This is a genomic window from Pseudomonas sp. CCI1.1 (genome assembly GCF_034348165.1).
GTDB lineage: Bacteria > Pseudomonadota > Gammaproteobacteria > Pseudomonadales > Pseudomonadaceae > Aquipseudomonas > Aquipseudomonas paracarnis.
Genome location: NZ_CP133780.1, coordinates 3,600,029 through 3,617,973, shown reverse-complemented (window position 1 = coordinate 3,617,973; position 17,945 = coordinate 3,600,029). Strand labels below are relative to the sequence as shown.

General features: G+C 54.3%; 14 protein-coding genes. 7 read left to right on the top strand and 7 right to left on the bottom strand.

Annotation, left to right across the window (positions count from 1 at the left end; translation table 11 throughout):
- Positions 1–274 precede the first annotated feature (274 nt).
- Positions 275–793, bottom strand: coding sequence for a cysteine hydrolase family protein (locus tag RHM69_RS16255; protein ID WP_200600903.1), 519 nt, complete (start codon positions 791–793; stop codon positions 275–277).
- Between the two features lie 412 nt (positions 794–1,205).
- Entirely contained in the window at positions 1,206–1,865 is a 660-nt protein-coding gene (locus tag RHM69_RS16250; protein WP_322255305.1) for a hypothetical protein, read from the bottom strand.
- 248 nt (positions 1,866–2,113) lie between these two features.
- Here RHM69_RS16250 and RHM69_RS16245 point away from each other — a divergent pair, with 248 nt between their 5' ends.
- The 7 genes from RHM69_RS16245 (at position 2,114) to RHM69_RS16215 (ending at position 13,735) form a co-directional block, all read left to right on the top strand.
- Entirely contained in the window at positions 2,114–3,427 is a 1,314-nt protein-coding gene (locus tag RHM69_RS16245) for a hypothetical protein (protein ID WP_322255304.1), read from the top strand.
- A gap of 67 nt (positions 3,428–3,494) precedes the next feature.
- Positions 3,495–3,725: a helix-turn-helix transcriptional regulator gene (locus RHM69_RS16240; RefSeq protein WP_282480066.1), complete on the top strand. Its 231-nt coding sequence runs from the start codon at positions 3,495–3,497 to the stop codon at positions 3,723–3,725.
- Between the two features lie 331 nt (positions 3,726–4,056).
- Entirely contained in the window at positions 4,057–5,028 is a 972-nt protein-coding gene (locus RHM69_RS16235) for an inovirus-type Gp2 protein (protein ID WP_322255303.1), read from the top strand.
- A 312-nt stretch (positions 5,029–5,340) separates the two neighbouring features.
- The gene (locus tag RHM69_RS16230) at positions 5,341–6,225 is read left to right on the top strand and encodes a helix-turn-helix transcriptional regulator (RefSeq protein WP_322255302.1); all 885 of its coding nucleotides are present in this window, start codon (positions 5,341–5,343) and stop codon (positions 6,223–6,225) included.
- A 130-nt stretch (positions 6,226–6,355) separates the two neighbouring features.
- On the top strand, positions 6,356–9,223 hold the full coding sequence (locus RHM69_RS16225) for an SNF2-related protein (RefSeq protein ID WP_322255301.1): 2,868 nt from the start codon (positions 6,356–6,358) through the stop codon (positions 9,221–9,223).
- Entirely contained in the window at positions 9,223–10,908 is a 1,686-nt protein-coding gene (locus tag RHM69_RS16220; protein ID WP_322255300.1) for a site-specific DNA-methyltransferase, read from the top strand. The genes RHM69_RS16225 and RHM69_RS16220 overlap by 1 nt, the downstream gene beginning before the upstream one ends.
- Before the next feature lies 1 nt (position 10,909).
- Positions 10,910–13,735, top strand: a complete 2,826-nt coding sequence (locus RHM69_RS16215; protein WP_322255299.1) for a DEAD/DEAH box helicase family protein — start codon at positions 10,910–10,912, stop codon at positions 13,733–13,735.
- A 229-nt stretch (positions 13,736–13,964) separates the two neighbouring features.
- Here RHM69_RS16215 and radC read toward each other — a convergent pair whose 3' ends face one another.
- From radC to RHM69_RS16190, 5 genes are all read right to left on the bottom strand, one after another.
- On the bottom strand, positions 13,965–14,462 hold the full coding sequence (gene radC, locus RHM69_RS16210) for a RadC family protein (protein ID WP_322255298.1): 498 nt from the start codon (positions 14,460–14,462) through the stop codon (positions 13,965–13,967).
- A 28-nt stretch (positions 14,463–14,490) separates the two neighbouring features.
- The gene (locus RHM69_RS16205; RefSeq protein WP_322255297.1) at positions 14,491–15,390 is read right to left on the bottom strand and encodes a hydrolase or metal-binding protein; all 900 of its coding nucleotides are present in this window, start codon (positions 15,388–15,390) and stop codon (positions 14,491–14,493) included.
- 90 nt (positions 15,391–15,480) lie between these two features.
- Positions 15,481–16,482 (bottom strand): lambda-exonuclease family protein, encoded by a 1,002-nt coding sequence (locus RHM69_RS16200; protein ID WP_322255296.1) that lies wholly within the window; start codon positions 16,480–16,482, stop codon positions 15,481–15,483.
- A gap of 79 nt (positions 16,483–16,561) precedes the next feature.
- A complete protein-coding gene (locus RHM69_RS16195) occupies positions 16,562–17,530 on the bottom strand; it encodes a DUF932 domain-containing protein (protein WP_322255295.1) in 969 nt (322 codons plus the stop codon).
- Positions 17,531–17,622: 92 nt separating this feature from the next.
- Positions 17,623–17,895 (bottom strand): hypothetical protein, encoded by a 273-nt coding sequence (locus tag RHM69_RS16190; RefSeq protein WP_175304774.1) that lies wholly within the window; start codon positions 17,893–17,895, stop codon positions 17,623–17,625.
- Positions 17,896–17,945 lie beyond the last annotated feature (50 nt).

Sequence of the window (17,945 nt, the reverse complement as noted above, 5' to 3'; positions counted from 1 at the left end):
AGCAGACCAGGAATCAAGGAACCCGGCGCACCCGAAAGTGCCCCACGCACAGCCGCCATGATACGAACCAGCGGATGCTGAAAGCATCGCTCGAACGGATGGTGGCTTTGCAGGCCTTGATATTAACCGAGCTGCTAAACCCGGTCGCTGATTTTGCAGCGACAGGGGGAGGCTAGGCTTGTTGGGCTGAGTGCGCTAGTTCACCGACAGCTCGGCATCTTGCGGGAAAATTCCGAAGCCCAGCCCTGTTAACCTCCCCCGTCGTCAGGCTCTGTTAAAAACTCCAGTCCTCAGCCTGAACCAACTGGCAGAACGGCCCGTTGAGCGTGGCATTGTGATGAGCCACGATGGCCTCGGCTTTCATCAAGGGCGTGTCAGAACAGGTATGACCGTCGGCGATAAGCACCGCATCGAAGCCAAGATCACGCGCGGCACGGCAGGTGCTGTCGACGCAGTATTGCGTTTTCATCCCAGTGACTACCACGCCAGTAGCGCCGCAAGCGCGCAAATTGTCAGCCAGTTCGGTCATCGCAAAAGCATTGGGCCGGCGTTTTTCGAACACCACTTCCCCGCCCATTAACTTCAGTTCCTGTGCAATCAACGTAAGCGGGCTGCCCGGTTCGATTGGCGAGCCAGCGGGGCCGATGTGACGCGCGAGAAAAATCGGCGCGCCTGCGCTGCGGGCCTTGTCCATCAGGGTGTTGAGGGTTTCCAACAGCTCGTCGCAGCGCCATGGTTTTTCTGGGCCGTGGATGAGTCCGACTTGGATATCCAGTATCAACAGGGCGTACATGGGTGCATCTCCTTGCGTGTGAACCAGCGACACAAGGGCATAAAAAAGGCCCTGTCCATTGCTGGCGGGCCTTTGAAGTGTTCGTTTGTTATTGGCTCACGACACCTCGCACGCTCCGCTTGATGCGGTCGTGGTGGTGGTTGTCGAGGTGAGGCAATGGGTAGTCATGGGGCGACACTATCATTGTGGTTGATGGAACGCCAGGTACAAAAAAGACGTCCATGGATGTCTCTTTTCGTTGAGCCGGGGTAATCTGAACTGAGTTTCTATCTATTTGAAATATATAGTAAATCACGGTTCGAAAATTTTACTGGAATACTATTTGGAATACCGCTCGGCTGTCTTTGAACTCAGGATGCGGGAGCGTGCGGAAGATCCAAGGGTCACGTTTATGCTTCAGGCTCGCAATTGCTCAGATCGACCTCGGGCTCAGCATCTCGTTTTTCGCTACGGCTGCATTGATGGCCTCCTGGATTACGCGCAGGCGCTTCTCTGCAAGAGCCGCTGCGGCTGCTTCGTCTTCTAGGGATAGCTCTGGCAGCTCCTCTTTCAAAAATGATTCCCACCGCGCGAGCTGCTTCATGCAGTGATGCAGCTGTTTCTTGGTCTCATCAATCCGAACCTTGTCCAGTTCTTGTTCAAGCTTGCGCGAGTTGTGTATGACCTTGGTCATTTGAGCTTCGCGACGCATCGCCTCTTTCTGTATGGAGGCTACTTGGACTGCGCCTTCAATCAAGCGCTCAATCAGTGCCGTCTCAGTGGTTTTGTTGAGTTTGGCGAGGCGCTTCAGAGTGGTCTTGGTTTCGAGTGGGAGCGTGAAGGAACAGGTCTTTCTCCCGCCCTTAGACAAGCGATATCGCCTTTGTCTGATGGCGTTTCTCAACCGCTCGATGAGCTTTACGCCTTCAGCCTCGGATTCGAGAGCATGGATCGACCTGACTAGACGGCTGAAGTCGACGTCCGCGAGCAGGCTTAGCTTGTCTTGCAGTGACGAGGAGCATCGGCTCGATAGGTAGCCGGCAGCCCACCGCCACTCATCGCTGTCCTTCTCATTGAGCCAGCTCGGCGTCATCCCAGTCTCCTTCATTCTCGGAACCTCCTGATCGATACCCAAATCTGGGCAGCGGTAGCTCTCAGTTACCGCGTACTGTTAACGCTACTGCTACATGTCCAGTTATAAGAGTATTTTCACGTTACGTTAATGCCTATGTTAGCTGAACTGGTAACAGGCTCGTTAACACATTCGTTACATGAATTATAAAGACTGAAAAAATAGAGTATAAAATCTCATCTAAATTTACGGTTTTTAGGATTTTGTAAGTGTCTACGCTGATAGTTTTTTCAGAAGCACTAGATGTTGAAGCAGAGTCAAGGTATTTCCTTCAAGCGTTGATCTGTAGAGAGCGGGCCGTCTTTGGAGCTTCGTTCAAGGTCAAGCCGGTTGCAAAGCTCCTTTGCCTGACAGAGCGGTTAGTCAGAGACGCAGCACGCGAGCTGGTTGAGGCCGGACTGCTGGTGACCCAGAAGCAGATAGACAAGGTGGGGCGTCCCGGGCAGGAATATGAGGCGTCGCAGTACCTGCTCGATCTGCTCGCAAAGCCAGGAAGGGGCGAGGTCGCTCATCAGGATCTGGTCCTGCGTCTCTTTAGAGAGCCTGAGATTTATTCTGAGGGGCCGCTACCTGAAGCCGAGGCGGGGAAGAGCAAGGTTGCTCGTAAGCAGGTACGCAAGGATGGGCGGCCGGCCGCTCCTGGGGCCTGTGGGCGCCTGGGGGCTGCCACGAGAATGGTTTTGGCTGCCCTTTTAACCTTTGCCGATCAGTGTGGGGTTGTGACCGTGGTGGGGGAGGCGAAGCTTCGAGCAATGACGGGTTTGAGTTCAGTTGCGCTCAAGCACCAGGTGAAGCGGCTAGTCAGCCTGGGTTTCATTCGTGTTCATGTACCGGGTGTATCCAATGGTTTTTTCGTTGGGGCCAAGGTTCGCAGTACCTACTACCTGAACCTCGATCATCCGCAACTGGGTGAGCAGCACCCTAGATGTGCCGTGCTGGTTTATGCGGAGGCTGGGCCATCTCGCAATGAAAGGCTGGCCAGCGGCCTGCCTCCTGATGTTACAGGGGCTCTTCTTTCTTTGGGGCCCGCGGTGCTGGATGTGCTCTATCACAAGGTGGCCAGGTACACGTCGCATCTACTTTCATTGACATGGGGAGAGGGGCAGTGTGAGAAGTATGGCAACGTTCCTGCGTCTTTGGACGGCATGATCTTCCGAGAGCTAGAGCAATTGAAGGTCGGCAAGCCGGGGCAGAGCGATGCCGGTTACTACTGGCCTGGAGCGCCCGACCACTTCTTTGAAGTGGCATTTGAGTGGGCGGAGCACCTGAAGAAGAGGCTCAATGGAAAGGCTTGGCCGGGATACAAGCCCAAGTTGATCAGGCTGATCCCGGAGCCGAAACCAAGGTTGGAAGAGGGGGATGACCGCTTGAGGGTCGTTTCCCTGATCGTCTATCCGGTTCCCGAGAATCAGAAGGCCTGCATTGTCTACAAGGATGTCCGTGGTGGATTCCTTCGTGAGTTCGACAGCGAGGCTGACCTGAATGTGCGGAACCGCTACGAGTTTGGCTTGCTAACCGAGTAGGTGTCCGAGCCTTCGAGTTTTTTCATACCGCCTTTGCAGATCCTCTGAGCCACAGAGGAGCCTGCTCATGCGAATCATCCGCCTGAAAGAAGTCATCGACTCGACCGGCCTGGCCCGGTCGACCATCTACAAATACATCGCGGAAGGCACCTTCCCGAAACCGGTATCACTGGGCGACCGCTGCGTTGGCTGGGTCGATAGCGAGGTGCACGATTGGATCCTGGCAAGGATTGAGGAGCGTGATCTTGCAGAGGGCACTGCAGTACGGTCCACCGGTCACCTGAGTATGGCCAGCTAGAAACCACCATAAGCGCCATGACCGGTTGATAACTGGTCATGGCGCTTATGCCGCTAGGGAAAAGCCTGTGTTCTCAGCTAACTCTCCCAGGATCCAAATGGGTCAATCTCTCGACAGGCTTGGCAATGTTGCTCCCCATTGCCAAGCCTGATCGGAGTCGTCCGCCTTGGGCTGAGGTGCTTCTAGTTATATAGCTATTAACTATCAATCAGCAGTCATTCAATAGCCAATCTATTTCATAGCACCTACTGCTCAAGCTAGCGATACGTCATCGGTTAAAAGTAAACCCACCACGTCCCTGATATGCGAAAAACTAATCAGGTACACCACCATGACCAAGCGCAATACCTACACCTACCTTTCCCAGTCCGACATCGCCATCCAGATTGAACGACTCGTCAAGGCTATCGAACAGCATGACAGCCCAGCCTTTCGGTTCAGGCAAACCCGTATAGGTTATGAGCGAGTTGAGGAGACCAGACTCTCCAGATACTTCACTCACATCCGGCAGATGATGGATCTGTTCGATGACCGGGTTGAATACCGCTACAGCGAGCACCTACGAGCGTTTAGGGAAGCATGTCAGGACATTGGACTGGAGCGTCACCCTGATGGTCCTGTCTGCCTGAATGAAAGGGGTACGGCTTGGCTCGATCACCATCACAGCATGAACGTTTTGGTCGCTCGGATCCGTCAGTTGACACGCGAACTATGGTATCGCCGTAAGAAGGATGACCGTCGTCTTCAAGCCAGGCAGCAGGAGGGCCGTGTTTGTGATTATTCCGATGCCTTATGGGAGCTCTACTCGCGTATCACCATCGTCAGGGTCGACTTTCACTACCGTTCTGAAGCCCAGGTCAGGCTACGAGCCGAGTATGTGTTTAAGGACTTGGAGCAACTGATTGCCGAGCACCGGCGTAACTCAATCTTCGACCACCTTATTGGCCATATCTACTCGGTGGAGCAAGGGGATCGGAATGATGGTGGGGGTTACCACATCCATGCTGCCTACTTTTTCAATGGCAACGAGGTGCGTAGAGATGTCTTCAAGGCCATTCAGCTCGGCGAGTTGTGGGAAGACATCACGCATGGCCAGGGCTACATGTACAGCTGCAACCACGATAAGGATCAGTACGGCGACGAATGTGGTATCGGTCGCATCGAGAGGAGTGATCGAGCGATTCGGCGCCATGTCCACAAGGTGGTGAAGTATCTCGTCAAAGATGCTCAGCACCTGCGCTTGAGGCCTGAGGGAGCTCGATGCCTGCGGACTGGTCTGCTGAAACGTCCTCGTCGAGGGTAGCGGGCAGCGTAATCGTGCAGGGTTCAAGCTAAGCCACTGTTCCAGGGGGCTTGATGTGCATGCCTCCCCTGGAACAGTGGCTCAATCGTTTCAGTGGCAGTGGGTTTCTACACGACCGAAAAGAAACCGAAATTGGTAAATAGCCACATGTTGAGATCCCTCGCTGGGGGGGTAGGCAGCGCAGTGCCTGAAGATTGTATTAGGCTATTACGAATCAAAATGATCTGTAAATATCGTTTTTATGATTTTTGGTTGCTGGCGTTGTGATCGCAATTTATGCTGTCCACCGCTTTCACCACGACCAGCGTAGCCATGACCACTGAAGCTCTCTCGCAGCTAACGCAAGCCCAACGCGACCGCCTGGCTTACCTCGAATTGCGTCTGCGGTTTGTCGGAGAGATAGGGCGACAGGATTTGATTCAGCGTTTCGGCATTCAAACGGCTGCAGCCACGCGCGATCTAGCCACCTATCGCGAGCTGGCAGGCAACAACCTGGAGTACGACCGTAGTAGCAAAATCTATACGCCGACCAAAGAGTTTCGACCGATCTTCACCTTCTCCGCTGACCGGGTACTGGCCTGGCTCGCAGAAGGGTTTGGCGATGGCGAGCCGGCGAGCAGTGCGCCGGGAGTCTCCTGCGTAACGTCCGGGCGGCTTACCCAGCCGGATCTGGACACGCTGGGTATGGTGACCCGCGCCATCTATCACCGCTGCCCTCTGCGAGTGGAGTATCACTCCCTGGCCAGCGGCAAGACCCAGAGAGAAATTGTTCCGTTTGCCTTGATCGATACGGGCCTGCGCTGGCACGTGCGTGGCTATGATCGCAAGCGCGAGGCATTTCGGGACTTCGTGATCACCCGCATCAGACGGCCAAAGCTGCTGGCGGAGTCTCCTGTCGCTGAATACGAGCGCCCAGAACAGGATGTCCAGTGGAGCCGGATACTGGAGGTCGAGTTGGTGCCTCACCCGGATCAACCGCACTCGGATATCACTGAGATGGACTACGGCATGAGCGGTGGGGCATTGCGTTTACGCCTGCGCGGTGCCACCGCTGGTTATGTACTGCGCAAATGGAGCGTCGACTGCTCGCCGGATCATCGGCTGCGTGATCCGGAATACCGCCTTTGGCTGAAAGACCCTCTATTGCTCTATGGGGTTGAAACGGCGTTGCTGGCTCCAGGTTACCGAACAGGGTGAGCAAGTAATTACACACAAACAGTGATTAATCACCCTTGGCTCCGTTGCCTCTGATAGCCGGGGTAAGGCGTTAGGTTCTCTTAGCCTGTCATGGCTGGAAGGCCTCAAGTTAAAAGGAATTGTTTTTCCAATGATCTACAGCCCCTACCAAGCCAAGTATTTTGCTCACTTCTTAACGCGTGAAGGTATCGGTGCCGACGAGTCTTTGACCCAGTCCTTGTCTTCGGCGCGTGTGGATCTGAACCCGCACCAGGTCGATGCGGCTATGTTTGCCTTGCGTTCGCCCTTATCCAAAGGCGTGCTACTGGCAGATGAGGTAGGGCTTGGCAAAACCATCGAGGCGGCGTTAGTGCTCAGCCAGCGTTGGTGGGAGCAGCGCCGAAACCTTCTGTTGGTTGTGCCGGCCTCTCTTCGCAAGCAATGGGCCACGGAGCTCCGTGAAAAATTCTCATTGCCCTCGGTCATTCTTGATGCCAAGCGCCTTAAAGACTTGTCGGCCAGCGGGCAACCCAATCCCATTGGGCGTAAGGAAGGCATCATCATCGTCTCTTACGAATATGCCGCTCGTATCGCCCATCAGCTGCAAAAGGTTGCTTGGGATCTGGTCGTGTTTGATGAGGCGCACAAGCTGCGTAACGTCTTTAAGGCTGCTAACAATTCCCGAGCAGCGGTCCTGCGCGATGCCTTACAGGGTTGTCAGAAGCTTTTGCTGACGGCAACGCCGTTGCAGAACAACCTGATGGAGCTCTATGGCCTCGTTACGATCATTGATGAGGCTTACTTTGGTTCGGAGCAGGCCTTTAAGGCCGAGTTCGGAGGCAAGGGCAATCTTGCCGCTATGACCTTGCTACAGAATCGTTTGGAGCCCATCTGCAAGCGCACCTTGCGCCGTCAGGTCCAAAAGGCTGGACTGATCAACTACACCAACCGCTTGCCGAAAACCTTTGACTTTACCCCCAGCAAGCTTGAGCTGGATCTGTACGAGTCAGTGTCGGCGTACCTGCAAAACCCAGACACCCTTGCCCTAGGTAGAAATGGCCGTCACTTGGTGACCTTGTCCCTGCGCAAGATCCTAGGTTCATCCTCATTTGCCATTGCCAAAACCTTGGACAAGATGGTCAACCGCCTGCAAGCCAAGCTAGTGGTTGATGACGACACCCTAGATGATCTCGATGGCTTTGCTGAGGACGCTGAGGATTGGCGTGATGCTGGTTCTATCGCCGCAACCGAAGCGGATGCTGTCGAAGACCATTCGGATGATGATCTTGATGAGATAGACCCGAAAAAACTTCAGGCCGAGATCGCCGAGCTGACGCACTACCGGGATATCGCCACCTCAATTAACGACAACGCCAAAGGGCGAGCGCTCTTGGAGTGCTTACCCATCGTTATGGCTGAGATTAAGGAAGTCAAAGGCGGTCAGCACAAGGCCGTGGTTTTTACCGAGTCCGTGCGCACCCAAGCCTACTTGCGTGATCTGCTGGAACAAAACGGCTTTGCTGGTCAAACCGTAGTACTCAACGGCTCAAACACCGATAAAGACAGCACAGCCCTCTACAAAGCCTGGCTTGCCAAAAATAAAGGCACTGAGGTCGTCTCCGGCTCTAAATCTGCCGATATGAAAGCAGCCATTGTCGATGCTTTCAAACATGACCGCTCCATCCTCATTTCCACGGAGTCCGGTGCCGAGGGTATCAACCTGCAGTTCTGCTCGCTGCTAATCAACTATGACTTGCCCTGGAACCCCCAGCGGGTTGAGCAGCGCATTGGCCGTTGCCACCGCTATGGGCAAAAGATCGACGTCACCGTGATCAACTTCCTCAATCGCAAGAACCAGGCCGAGGAGCGCATTCACCAGCTCCTAGAGCAGAAGTTCAAGCTCTTCGAGGGCGTTTTTGGCTCATCTGATGAAGTGCTAGGTGCCATTGAGTCTGGCGTAGATATCGAACGGCGCATTTTGGAGATCGTCCAAACCTGCCGCTCGAATGATGAAATCAATGAGGCCTTCGATCGTCTGCAAGAAGAGTTCAGTGTCGAGATTGATGCGGCCAAACAGGATGCACGCAACAAAATCTTGGCTGAGATGGACGAAAAGGTGATTGAGCGCCTGATGAGCCGCAAGGAAGGCGTTCATGCCGCCCTCGGTGACTTTCGTAGGGCTCTGCTGACCCTTGCCCGCGCCGAACTGCCCGAGGCCCGTTTTCACGCTGATCATGCCGAACGCTTTGATTATCAAGACAGCACCTGGTCTACCGAATGGCCTGAGGCAGAGGATAATGGCTGGCGCTTCTTCCGTTTGGGCGATGGAGGATTGGCCGACCAACTGGTGGCGCAGTCTAAAGCGCGATCAACTCCCATGGCCGCGCTTGAGTTTGACTACAGCGCCTACGCTGGCAATCTCGGGGATGTGGCCAGCTTGCGTGGCCAATCAGGCTGGATGCGGCTCTCGCGCCTAACGCTACAAACCCCCGCTCGCACCTGGGATGAGCTGATCTGCGCAGCCTTCATCGATGACGGCAGCATGCTTGACCCGAGTACCGCCGAACGCTTGTTGCATATTCCTGCCCGAGAGCTTGGCTCGTCTATGGGGCAGGCTCCTGAGGCAGAATTGGCGGGCGTTACTGAGGCGCGGCAAACGGCGCTAGTCGGGCATGCGCAAGAGCGTTTGGGCGAGTTTCTCAACGAGGAAGAAGACCGCCTTGATGCGTGGCGTAATGACGCCCGTGTGGCCTATGACCAGCAAATCAAAGAGCTGACTAAGCAGGCCAATGAAAAGAACAAGCTCGCCCGTGCAACAGCTAATCTGGCCGCCAAGCTGGAGCTGCAACACGAAGCCAAGGCCTTAAAACGCCAGGTGGATGATCTGCAGCACCAACTCTATACCCGCTTGCGTGAGATCAATAATGAGCGTGAAGTTATGCTCGACGCCATTGCCGAACAACTTAACTTGACGCCACAGGTGGATCACCTGTTTACGATTCGATGGAGCCTAATATAATGGCCGGTAAAACAAAACTTGAACTGACCTGGATTGGCAAAGACGAGCGTCCGCGCCTTGAACCGCGAATTCTGATTGAAGACCCCGAGTTTTCCTATCACGCCGAAACACGTCGTGAGGGTGATCACTTCGATAATATGCTGATCCACGGGGACAATCTTCTGGCGCTAAAGGCGCTGGAGACTGAGCCAAATGTGCGCGGCAAGGTGAAATGTATCTTTATCGACCCCCCGTACAATACTGGGTCGGCGTTTGAGCATTATGACGACGGAATTGAGCATTCGCTTTGGCTCACAATGATGCGAGACCGAATTGAATTGCTATACAGCCTCCTCGCAGAGGATGGCTCAATGTGGGTAACAATTGATGATAATGAGGCTCATTACTTCAAGGTCATATGCGATGAAGTTTTTGGGCGTTCGAATTTTGTTGCAAACGCCGTTTGGCAAAAAAAATATACAGTAGCAAATGATGCCAAATGGCTTTCCGATAGCCATGATCACGTGATTATTTACGCCAAAAATAAAATGGCTTGGCGACCAAATCGATTGCCTCGAACGTCAGAAATGGATGAGAGGTACAGAAACCCAGATAATCATCCTAAGGGGCCATGGAAAGCCACACCTTTATATGCCAAAAGAACGGGGTCAGAAAAGGAAAGAGCGTTTTCATTTCAATTTAAAAATGGGTTTATCTGGACTCCACCACGGGGAACTTCGCCACGTTTCCCCGCTGATACTCTACGCATGATGGATGATAATGATGAGATCTGGTTTGGCGTGGATGGCACCGCAAACCCCTCTCGTAAAACATTTCTTTCGGAATTGAAAATTTCTGGCACGCCTGCTTCCACTTTGTGGCTACACAGTGATGTGGGCCACAATCATGAGGCGAGAGATGAAGTTAAGGCGATTAATCCGGATGATCCGTTCGACACACCTAAACCTGAGCGCTTAATCAAGCGAATACTTGAGCTGGCCACCACCCCAGGAGACCTCGTACTAGACTCGTTTGGTGGGTCAGGCACAACCGGGGCTGTCGCCCACAAAATGGGGCGTCGCTGGATTATGGTTGAGCTGGGCGAGCACGCTAAAACCCATATCGTGCCGCGCATGCAGAATGTCATCAATGGCACCGATAAAGTCGGCGTCACTGGGGCAGTAAATTGGCAAGGCGGCGGTGGCTACCGCTTTTTCCAACTTGCACCTTCGCTTTTGCAAAAAGACAAATGGGGCAATCTGGTCATTAACAAGGATTATCAGCCGGAGATGCTGGCGGAGGCCATCTGCAAGCATTTCAACTACACCTACGCGCCATCCACCGAACACTACTGGATGCACGGCAAGGCCACAGAAAATGCGTTTATCTATGTCACGACCAACAGTTTGACCATTGATCAGCTCAAGACCCTGTCTGATGAGGTAGGGGAAGAGCGCAGTCTTTTGGTTTGCTGCATGGCTTATGAGGCCGCTGGCGATAACTTAACGAACCTTACCATCAAGAAAATTCCCCGTGTGGTGCTGGATCGTTGCGAGTGGGGTAAAGACGATTACTCCCTAAAAATCGCGGCGTTACCCATGCAAGACGAAGAGCTTGAAGCAGTCGAAATCACGGCGGCTAAACCTAAAAAAAATAAAGCATCGGTAGCACAGGCCAACCTGTTCGACAGTACTGAGGAAAATTGAGATGACTGAACTAAACAAGGATCGTGTAGTTGCCCAAATTAGTCAGCGCCTCTCTTTACGGAAGCCTCAGGCAGAGGCGCTTCGGCGCCTCGATACCATCGTAGGGCTCATTGATCCGAAAAAACGTACTGATGTACAGGCCGCTCGGGAGCAGGTACGTCAGGTATTCAGTGAGGTCACTGATGCGGACTTTGCAGATTTCGAACGCGACTTCCCATCAGTTTGCTTCTCCGTTGCCACTGGGGTCGGCAAGACCCGCTTAATGGGCGCTTTCATCAGCTATTTGCACATGATCGGCAAGAGCCGGAACTTCTTCATTCTGGCGCCGAACCTGACGATTTATGAGAAGTTGCTGTTCGATTTTGATCCGCGCAGCCCTAAATATGTGTTCAAGGGTATTGAAGCCTTTGCCCATACCCCGCCTTTGATTGTTAACGCTGAAAACTATGAAGAAGGTCGTGGTGTGCGCGGCGCGGATCTATTCGGCCGCGAAAGTGTGATCATCAATATCTTCAACATTTCGAAGATCAACTCCGAGGTACGAGGCGGGGCTGCTCCTCGTATCAAGCGCCTGCAGGAGTACATTGGCGACAGCTATTTCTCGTACCTGTCTGAGCTTGAGGACTTGGTTCTGCTGATGGATGAAGCGCACCGTTATCGAGGTAGCGCTGGATTTAAAGCTATTGCCGAGTTGCAGCCGATTATGGGCCTTGAGGTAACGGCGACGCCGAAAACTACGGGTAGTAAGCCCCAGCCATTTAAAAATGTGGTTTACCGCTACGACCTGCCTGATGCGATGGAGGACGGTTATGTGAAGGAACCTGCCATTGGTACTCGGGCGAACTTTAATCCGAAGTCAGTCGATCCCGATGCGCTGGAACGCATCATGCTTGAGGACGGAATTAACTACCACGAGCATGTCAAGGTGGCACTGGAAACCTTCGCCAAAAACTACGATAAGCCGATCGTGCGACCGTTTATGCTGGTGGTGACCAAGGACACCACGCATGCCTCCGAGGTAAGACAGTTTGTGGAGTCAGACGGATTTTTCGGTGGCCGTTACAAAGGTCGTGTTATCGAGATTCACTCAAAAACTTCCGGGGAAGAGAGTGATGAGAATGCGCAGCGCTTGCTAAACATCGAAAAAAGCGGCGATACCGACATCGTTATTCACGTTAACAAACTCAAAGAAGGCTGGGACGTTACTAACCTGTTCACCATTGTTCCATTGCGTGCCTCAGCTTCCGATATTCTGACCGAGCAAACCTTGGGGCGTGGTCTGCGCTTACCTTATGGCAAACGCACGGGGGTGGCTGAAGTCGATCAGCTCACCGTGATTGCACACGACCGCTTCAATGAACTGATTGAGTTGGCCAAAACGGAAAACGGCGTTACCAAGAAATTTAAGCAAGTTTTTATTTGTGAGGACGGTGACGTGACCTCAACGAAACCTGAGGCCGTCACTACGCCAAATGTGGTGCAGCACTTGGTGCAATCCATGCTGCCGAAAGCAGAAGGTAGTGAAAGAAGCACTGCTTACAAAATTCCTGCTCCCTCGAGTCCTGCCGGTGTGGCTGAGGCGCCAGCGCCTTTTATTCTGCAAACAGCGCAAGAAGTGGAAGTGGCTGAGAAGACCCTTCAGATTGTGGTTCAGCAGACCGCTAAACAAGTAGGAAGCCTTGCGGATATCAATAGGCCGGAAGTGCAAGCCGCTATTGTTCTGGCCATTCAAGCTGAGCAAACACCGCAAGCTGAGATTTTCCCGGTTGAAACGCTGAAAATTGAAGCAATCGTGAAGTCGATTTGCAGTCAGTTCGTTGAGCGAATTATTGCCATTCCGGCATTGACCATCACACCGACCCAAAATGTGTCTTTTGGCTTTAAAGCGTTCGCGCTGGATCTTAAACACTGGAACCATCAACCGCTCTCGAACGAGTTATTGATTCAGGTTTTACGCACAGAGAAAACGCAGTCCATTAGCGGCGATGCCCATGATGAGCAGCAAGAGTGTCTAGAAAACTATATCGTTGCCAAACTCATGGACTTCCCAGAGATTGATTACGACACGCACTCCGAAGTTCTTTACCAGCTGGCCGGCCAAGTAGTTGCTCACTATCAAGCCAAATACGATAAGCCCGAAGAGTTGCGTAGTGTGCTGCAAGGCCACTCTAGGCAAATGGCCGACGCCATCTTTGCGGACATGAAGAAAAATATGTGGCGCGGGAAAACAAATTACCGCGTTACTGTGAGTGCGGCCTTCCAAGACCTGCGTCCACAAACTTTCGAGAATGCGGGTAGCCAATATTCATTGGACTTTCGCCAGGCACCGCCAAAGCTTAACGAGATCAAGCGTTATATTTTTAGCGGTTTCAGTAAATCCTGCTATCCATTGGCTAAGTTTGACTCAGATACGGAACGTAAACTGAGCGAGATTTTAGAAAAAGAAAATGGCGTTAAGCTGTGGATGAAACCCGGCCCCAACCAATTCAAACTGTATGACTCAGATGGCTTGCCTTACCAGCCGGATTTTGTGGTTGAAATGCAAGATCGCATTTTGATTATTGAGACCAAGCGCGCGGATGAAATTAGCGATGCGGTGGTATTGCGCAAAGCAGAAACCGCAGCGCTTTGGGCACATATCGCCACTGAGTTCCATGCGAAGAAAACTGGCGGTAAGCCGTGGTCTTATTTATTAGTGCCACATACGGACGTGGTCGGAAACTCTACGTTGGCAGGTCTTGCCGCAAAATACACGCGCCAAGCAGACACAGAGCTTTTGACTCGCTATGAGCTATCTGGCGAGCTGGATGTTGCTCTGCAGGCATAGGGGGGAACCACACAAAAAAGGGTAGCTTCGGCTACCCTTTTTTGCTCATGAATGAGCCAGATCGCATACTTTTCGATAAATCCAACACGCCAGAGCCACGACCAAAATGAGTGGCGGAAATCGCACTATCAGAATCATCAGCAGCAACACTGCACAGCAGCCTGCAAGGATACCTACAAATAAGAATAGTGCCGCAATGGTTCGTAGTAGTTGTTTCATTTGAGCCCCCTCACAGAACACCAAGTTCTGCCATTGAATTGCAACCGTCACGCCCAACCACTATATGGTCGAGCGTACGTATCCCCACAAGACACAAGGCCTCCTTTAACTTTTGGGTAAGTACACGATCTGCCTCACTGGGCTCGGGATCACCGGAAGGGTGGTTGTGTATCAGGATCATCGCTGCAGCGTTGTATTGCAGCGCGATCTTCACTACCTCTCTTGGATATACGCTGGCACCATCCAACGTGCCTCTGAACAGTTCGTGAAAGCCCAACACCCTGTGCTTGCTGTCTAGCATGAGTAGTGCAAAGACCTCATGTTCGTAATCTGCGAGAAGTGTTTGCAGGTGGCTGAATACCTCTTGGGGTGAGGTCAGAGCCCGCCCACGACGTAAGCGCAGATTGGCCAGTTGCCTGGCCATCAGCAGAATGTCGTCTTCGGTTACAGGGGATTCAACTTCATACGCGCCAGCCGTTTCGCTGGCTTTGAGTTTGTGTAATCTCATCTTCAGCTCCGTTGGCTGCTAGGCCCGGTTAGTGGTTGAGTGATTGATGTTGTGCTTCAAGCTTTTCAGCCAAGCTGACCTTGTTGATGGTGACTAGGGTTGGTGTGGACGCAGATGGTTCAGTGCTTTCAGCGGTAAAGAACTCTTCAATCAACGCGCCGCTATCTTCTTCGCTGTCCTCGAATGCACCGTTAGCAAAGCCACGTCGCGCGGCCTCATCCAGTGCGTTCTGATCGAAGCCGGTGCTTAGCCGCTGTTCATCGAGATTGTTGGCAGCTTGCAGCGCCTCGGCCATGTCCATGCCACTGCGTACGGTCAGGTCGACGTAGAAGATCGGCGTGCCATGGCTTTGGCGAGTCGACTTTCCGCGCAGGCGTAGCTCCAGCGGTAGGCAGGCCAGGCGGTTGCCCGAGATGGCCTGGAAGTAATGCAGGCGAGCCGCCAGGGTGCGGATGCTGTTGAAGCCAGTGGTACGGAAGACAAAGCTGCCCAGCGGATCATCATCACCAATCAGCACATTCAGCCGGCCGTAAGGCTTACAGGCGCCACCCTTGGCCAATGGGCAGGCATCTGGCGAAGGGCAAGGCAGCGACTGCATGCCGTCCTGGGTGACTCGCTTGCAGGTCTCGCCATTACCCACGCACAGCGGCCGTCCGGATTGCCTGTCGAACAGTGTGTAGTCGGCACGGAAGTTCAGCTCCGGCTCGTTGAACAGCAGGCGCACCGGAATGCTGCGCAGCTTGTCCTCCTGGCTCTTACGCAGCTCATCATTGAGCGGGTGCAGCAACCAGCCGTCCTTGCCTTGCACCTGGGAGGTGATGGTGAACTGGTCATCCTTCTCCGGCAGGCGCTTGCCGTTCTTCTCGATGACCTTGCCGATGGAAATCCGTCCGAGGACGGGCGGGGTGATTGCCAGACCTTTGAGCATGGTGGTTCTCCTGCAAACGAAAAATGGCCAGCCACGCAGCGCTAACTGCATGGGCTGGCCAATGGGGGGAATGGTTGAGCGGTGTGGGAATCAGCCGACCAGGAAGCGTCGACTACCTTCTTTGAGCTTGGTGTAGCGAACCTGCAGGTAGGGCTTATCTTTGAACAACTGGTTAACATCGAGCACGTTGCTGTCCTTGGACTTCTTCCAGCTGATAAAGCCGTGGCTGAACTCTGCGCGGGTGGCGTCACCCATGGCTTGTTGCAGCATCTGCTTGAGCTGGGCTTCGCGTGTTTCTTTCTCGCTGATGGATTGGCGCACAGCCTTAAGCTCCAGGTAGGCCGCTGCCAAACCGGCCCGGCCACTGAAGTCGACTGTCTGACCGTTGTCCTCTGGGTACAGGCAGCGCAGAGCGGTCTCAGCCGAAGCAGACCCATCCGCAGGCGGTGGCGTATCGGTCTCCACGTACTGCCAGAACTTACGCTCCAGCTCGATCAGGCGGCCAATCATCTGCTCGTCCCGTTCGATGCGGTGGATCTCCAGCGTCTGGCCGCCCAGCAATACAGCGACATCCGCAGCCTGCTTGCCGGTGACTGCAAGCTGATGCATCACCTGTAACTGCACATACTCCGGAACGCCCTCCTTCCAGAGGCGTGCGCCGTTTATGCCGGCTGTCTTGCATTCAAGGATCTGCACATCGTCAGCACCGATTACCTCGCGGTCGATGTTGGCGAGCATCCAAGAGAGCTCTGGATCTGGATGCTGCAGCACGGCGTTGATGCGCCGCACCTTGTTCTGCGTTCGTTTGCTGTAATGCCAGGCCACGGTGGGTTCCAGCACATTGCCCCAGTACATCGGGCTTTCCTCATCGTGCGGATCGGCCTTTGGCAGCGTGGTGTCGCGACCGGTTTTTTCCAACCACAGTTCCAGCTGCGACTTGTAGGGGTTTAGTCCTACCGCAGCACCGGCATCCGAGCTGCCGATGCCCTGTTTACGCACGGCCAGCCAATCTTCACGCGGTAATTCCTTGGTACTGATCAAGCGCAGTGCCGGGCGCGACTTGCTGGCGCTGGTCAACGGATTAGCTTTCATAGCGTCCACCTCGCGGCAAATAGAAGCGCCCGATCAGCAACAAGGCTGATCGGGCGTTATGGGGGGAGTAAGTAAGCGGTCAGGCGACCAGTTGCAGAGCGGTGTCCAGGGCGCGTTGCTTGATCTGCGCACCTTGGCCGAACCAGGCCGAGTCCATGCGGTACTCGTTACTGCGAGCACGGCGTTCGTGGTCGACGTACTCGGTCACAGCGTTGAGCAGGCCCCAGGCCGTGCCGCGTGCCGAGTCCAGCTGGCTGCCTCGGCCACGGACCTCGTACAGCTCTTGGACCTTCCGCAGGGCGCGCTCGTTGGGCAACACCTCCGGCAGCGCGCCGGTCGGATTGGTTTCGCAGAGCACATTCATGAAGAAGCCCAGCGCCTCATGCCACTGCACTTTGCGTTCGGCTAGGGCACGCATGCGGTACATAAAGTCGTCCCATTGCGAGACGGCAATGCCGAGCTGCTTCTTCACCGCCTTCGGATCGAAGCGCGTGTTGTGCGGGACTTTGATCGCACGGCTAGTGCCGTCCAGGGCGATGGTCAAGGTATTGTTGCAGACCACGCGCACGGTGGTGGGTGTTGCTGTGGTGGCCAGGGTGCCGTCGCAGGACGTGGCCAGCAGCAGGTAGCCGTTGACCTGATCGTTACCCTTGAGCGCAGCACCTTGACCGGTACGCGCCAGCGCCCAGAACTTGCGACCGCCCTTGAGTACCCCCGCAGTCTCCAGCTCGTAGCCGGAGACCTCGGTGAGGTCGCGGTAGAACTCGAGCACCTCTCGCGGCTGCACGGTATGGTAGCGCTGGGAAACCACCGACAGCGGTGCTTTGGTGTCCGAGCGGAAGAGGACCTTCTGCTCGGGGAAGGAATGGATCGCGCCCAGGTGGCCGACGGTCTCTGATTTGAAGTGAACCGGGCTTTCCTGGATCTCCCAGTCCATGCCGGCTTCGCGTTGCCAAACTTCGATGGGTTGCTTCTGAGTGAGCTGATTGCCCAGGCCATGCCAGGGAGTTTCGCCAGCATAGGCCATAGTTTCGACGAGATGAGCCATGGTTGTAATTCCTTTAGGTGCAAGCCGGCATAAAGCGCCACGCAGAGCGCAGCACCGTCCGGACGTAATAAATAGAAGGGAAGTTGACTTGGTTAGGTCGGGAGGTTGAAGCGATGGCCACATAGCAAGCAGAGGTTGTGGGCCAGGACGTGGCGATCTAGCGACTCACCCAGTTGGGCGCCAAGTGCGCAACCGCCAACACCGCCGGCTAAGCCACCAAGAATGGCACCTGACACTGAGCCGAGGGTTATGCCGACAGGCCCGGCGATAGCGCCGATGAGCGCACCAGCCTGACCACCTGCTAGAGCTGCGCTGACGCCACGGGCGGCACCGCCCACGGTGCCGATGGCAGCCCCGATTTTCATGGCGTGATGGAAAGAGGCTACTTTGGGGGAGTGACAGCGAGGGCACTGCA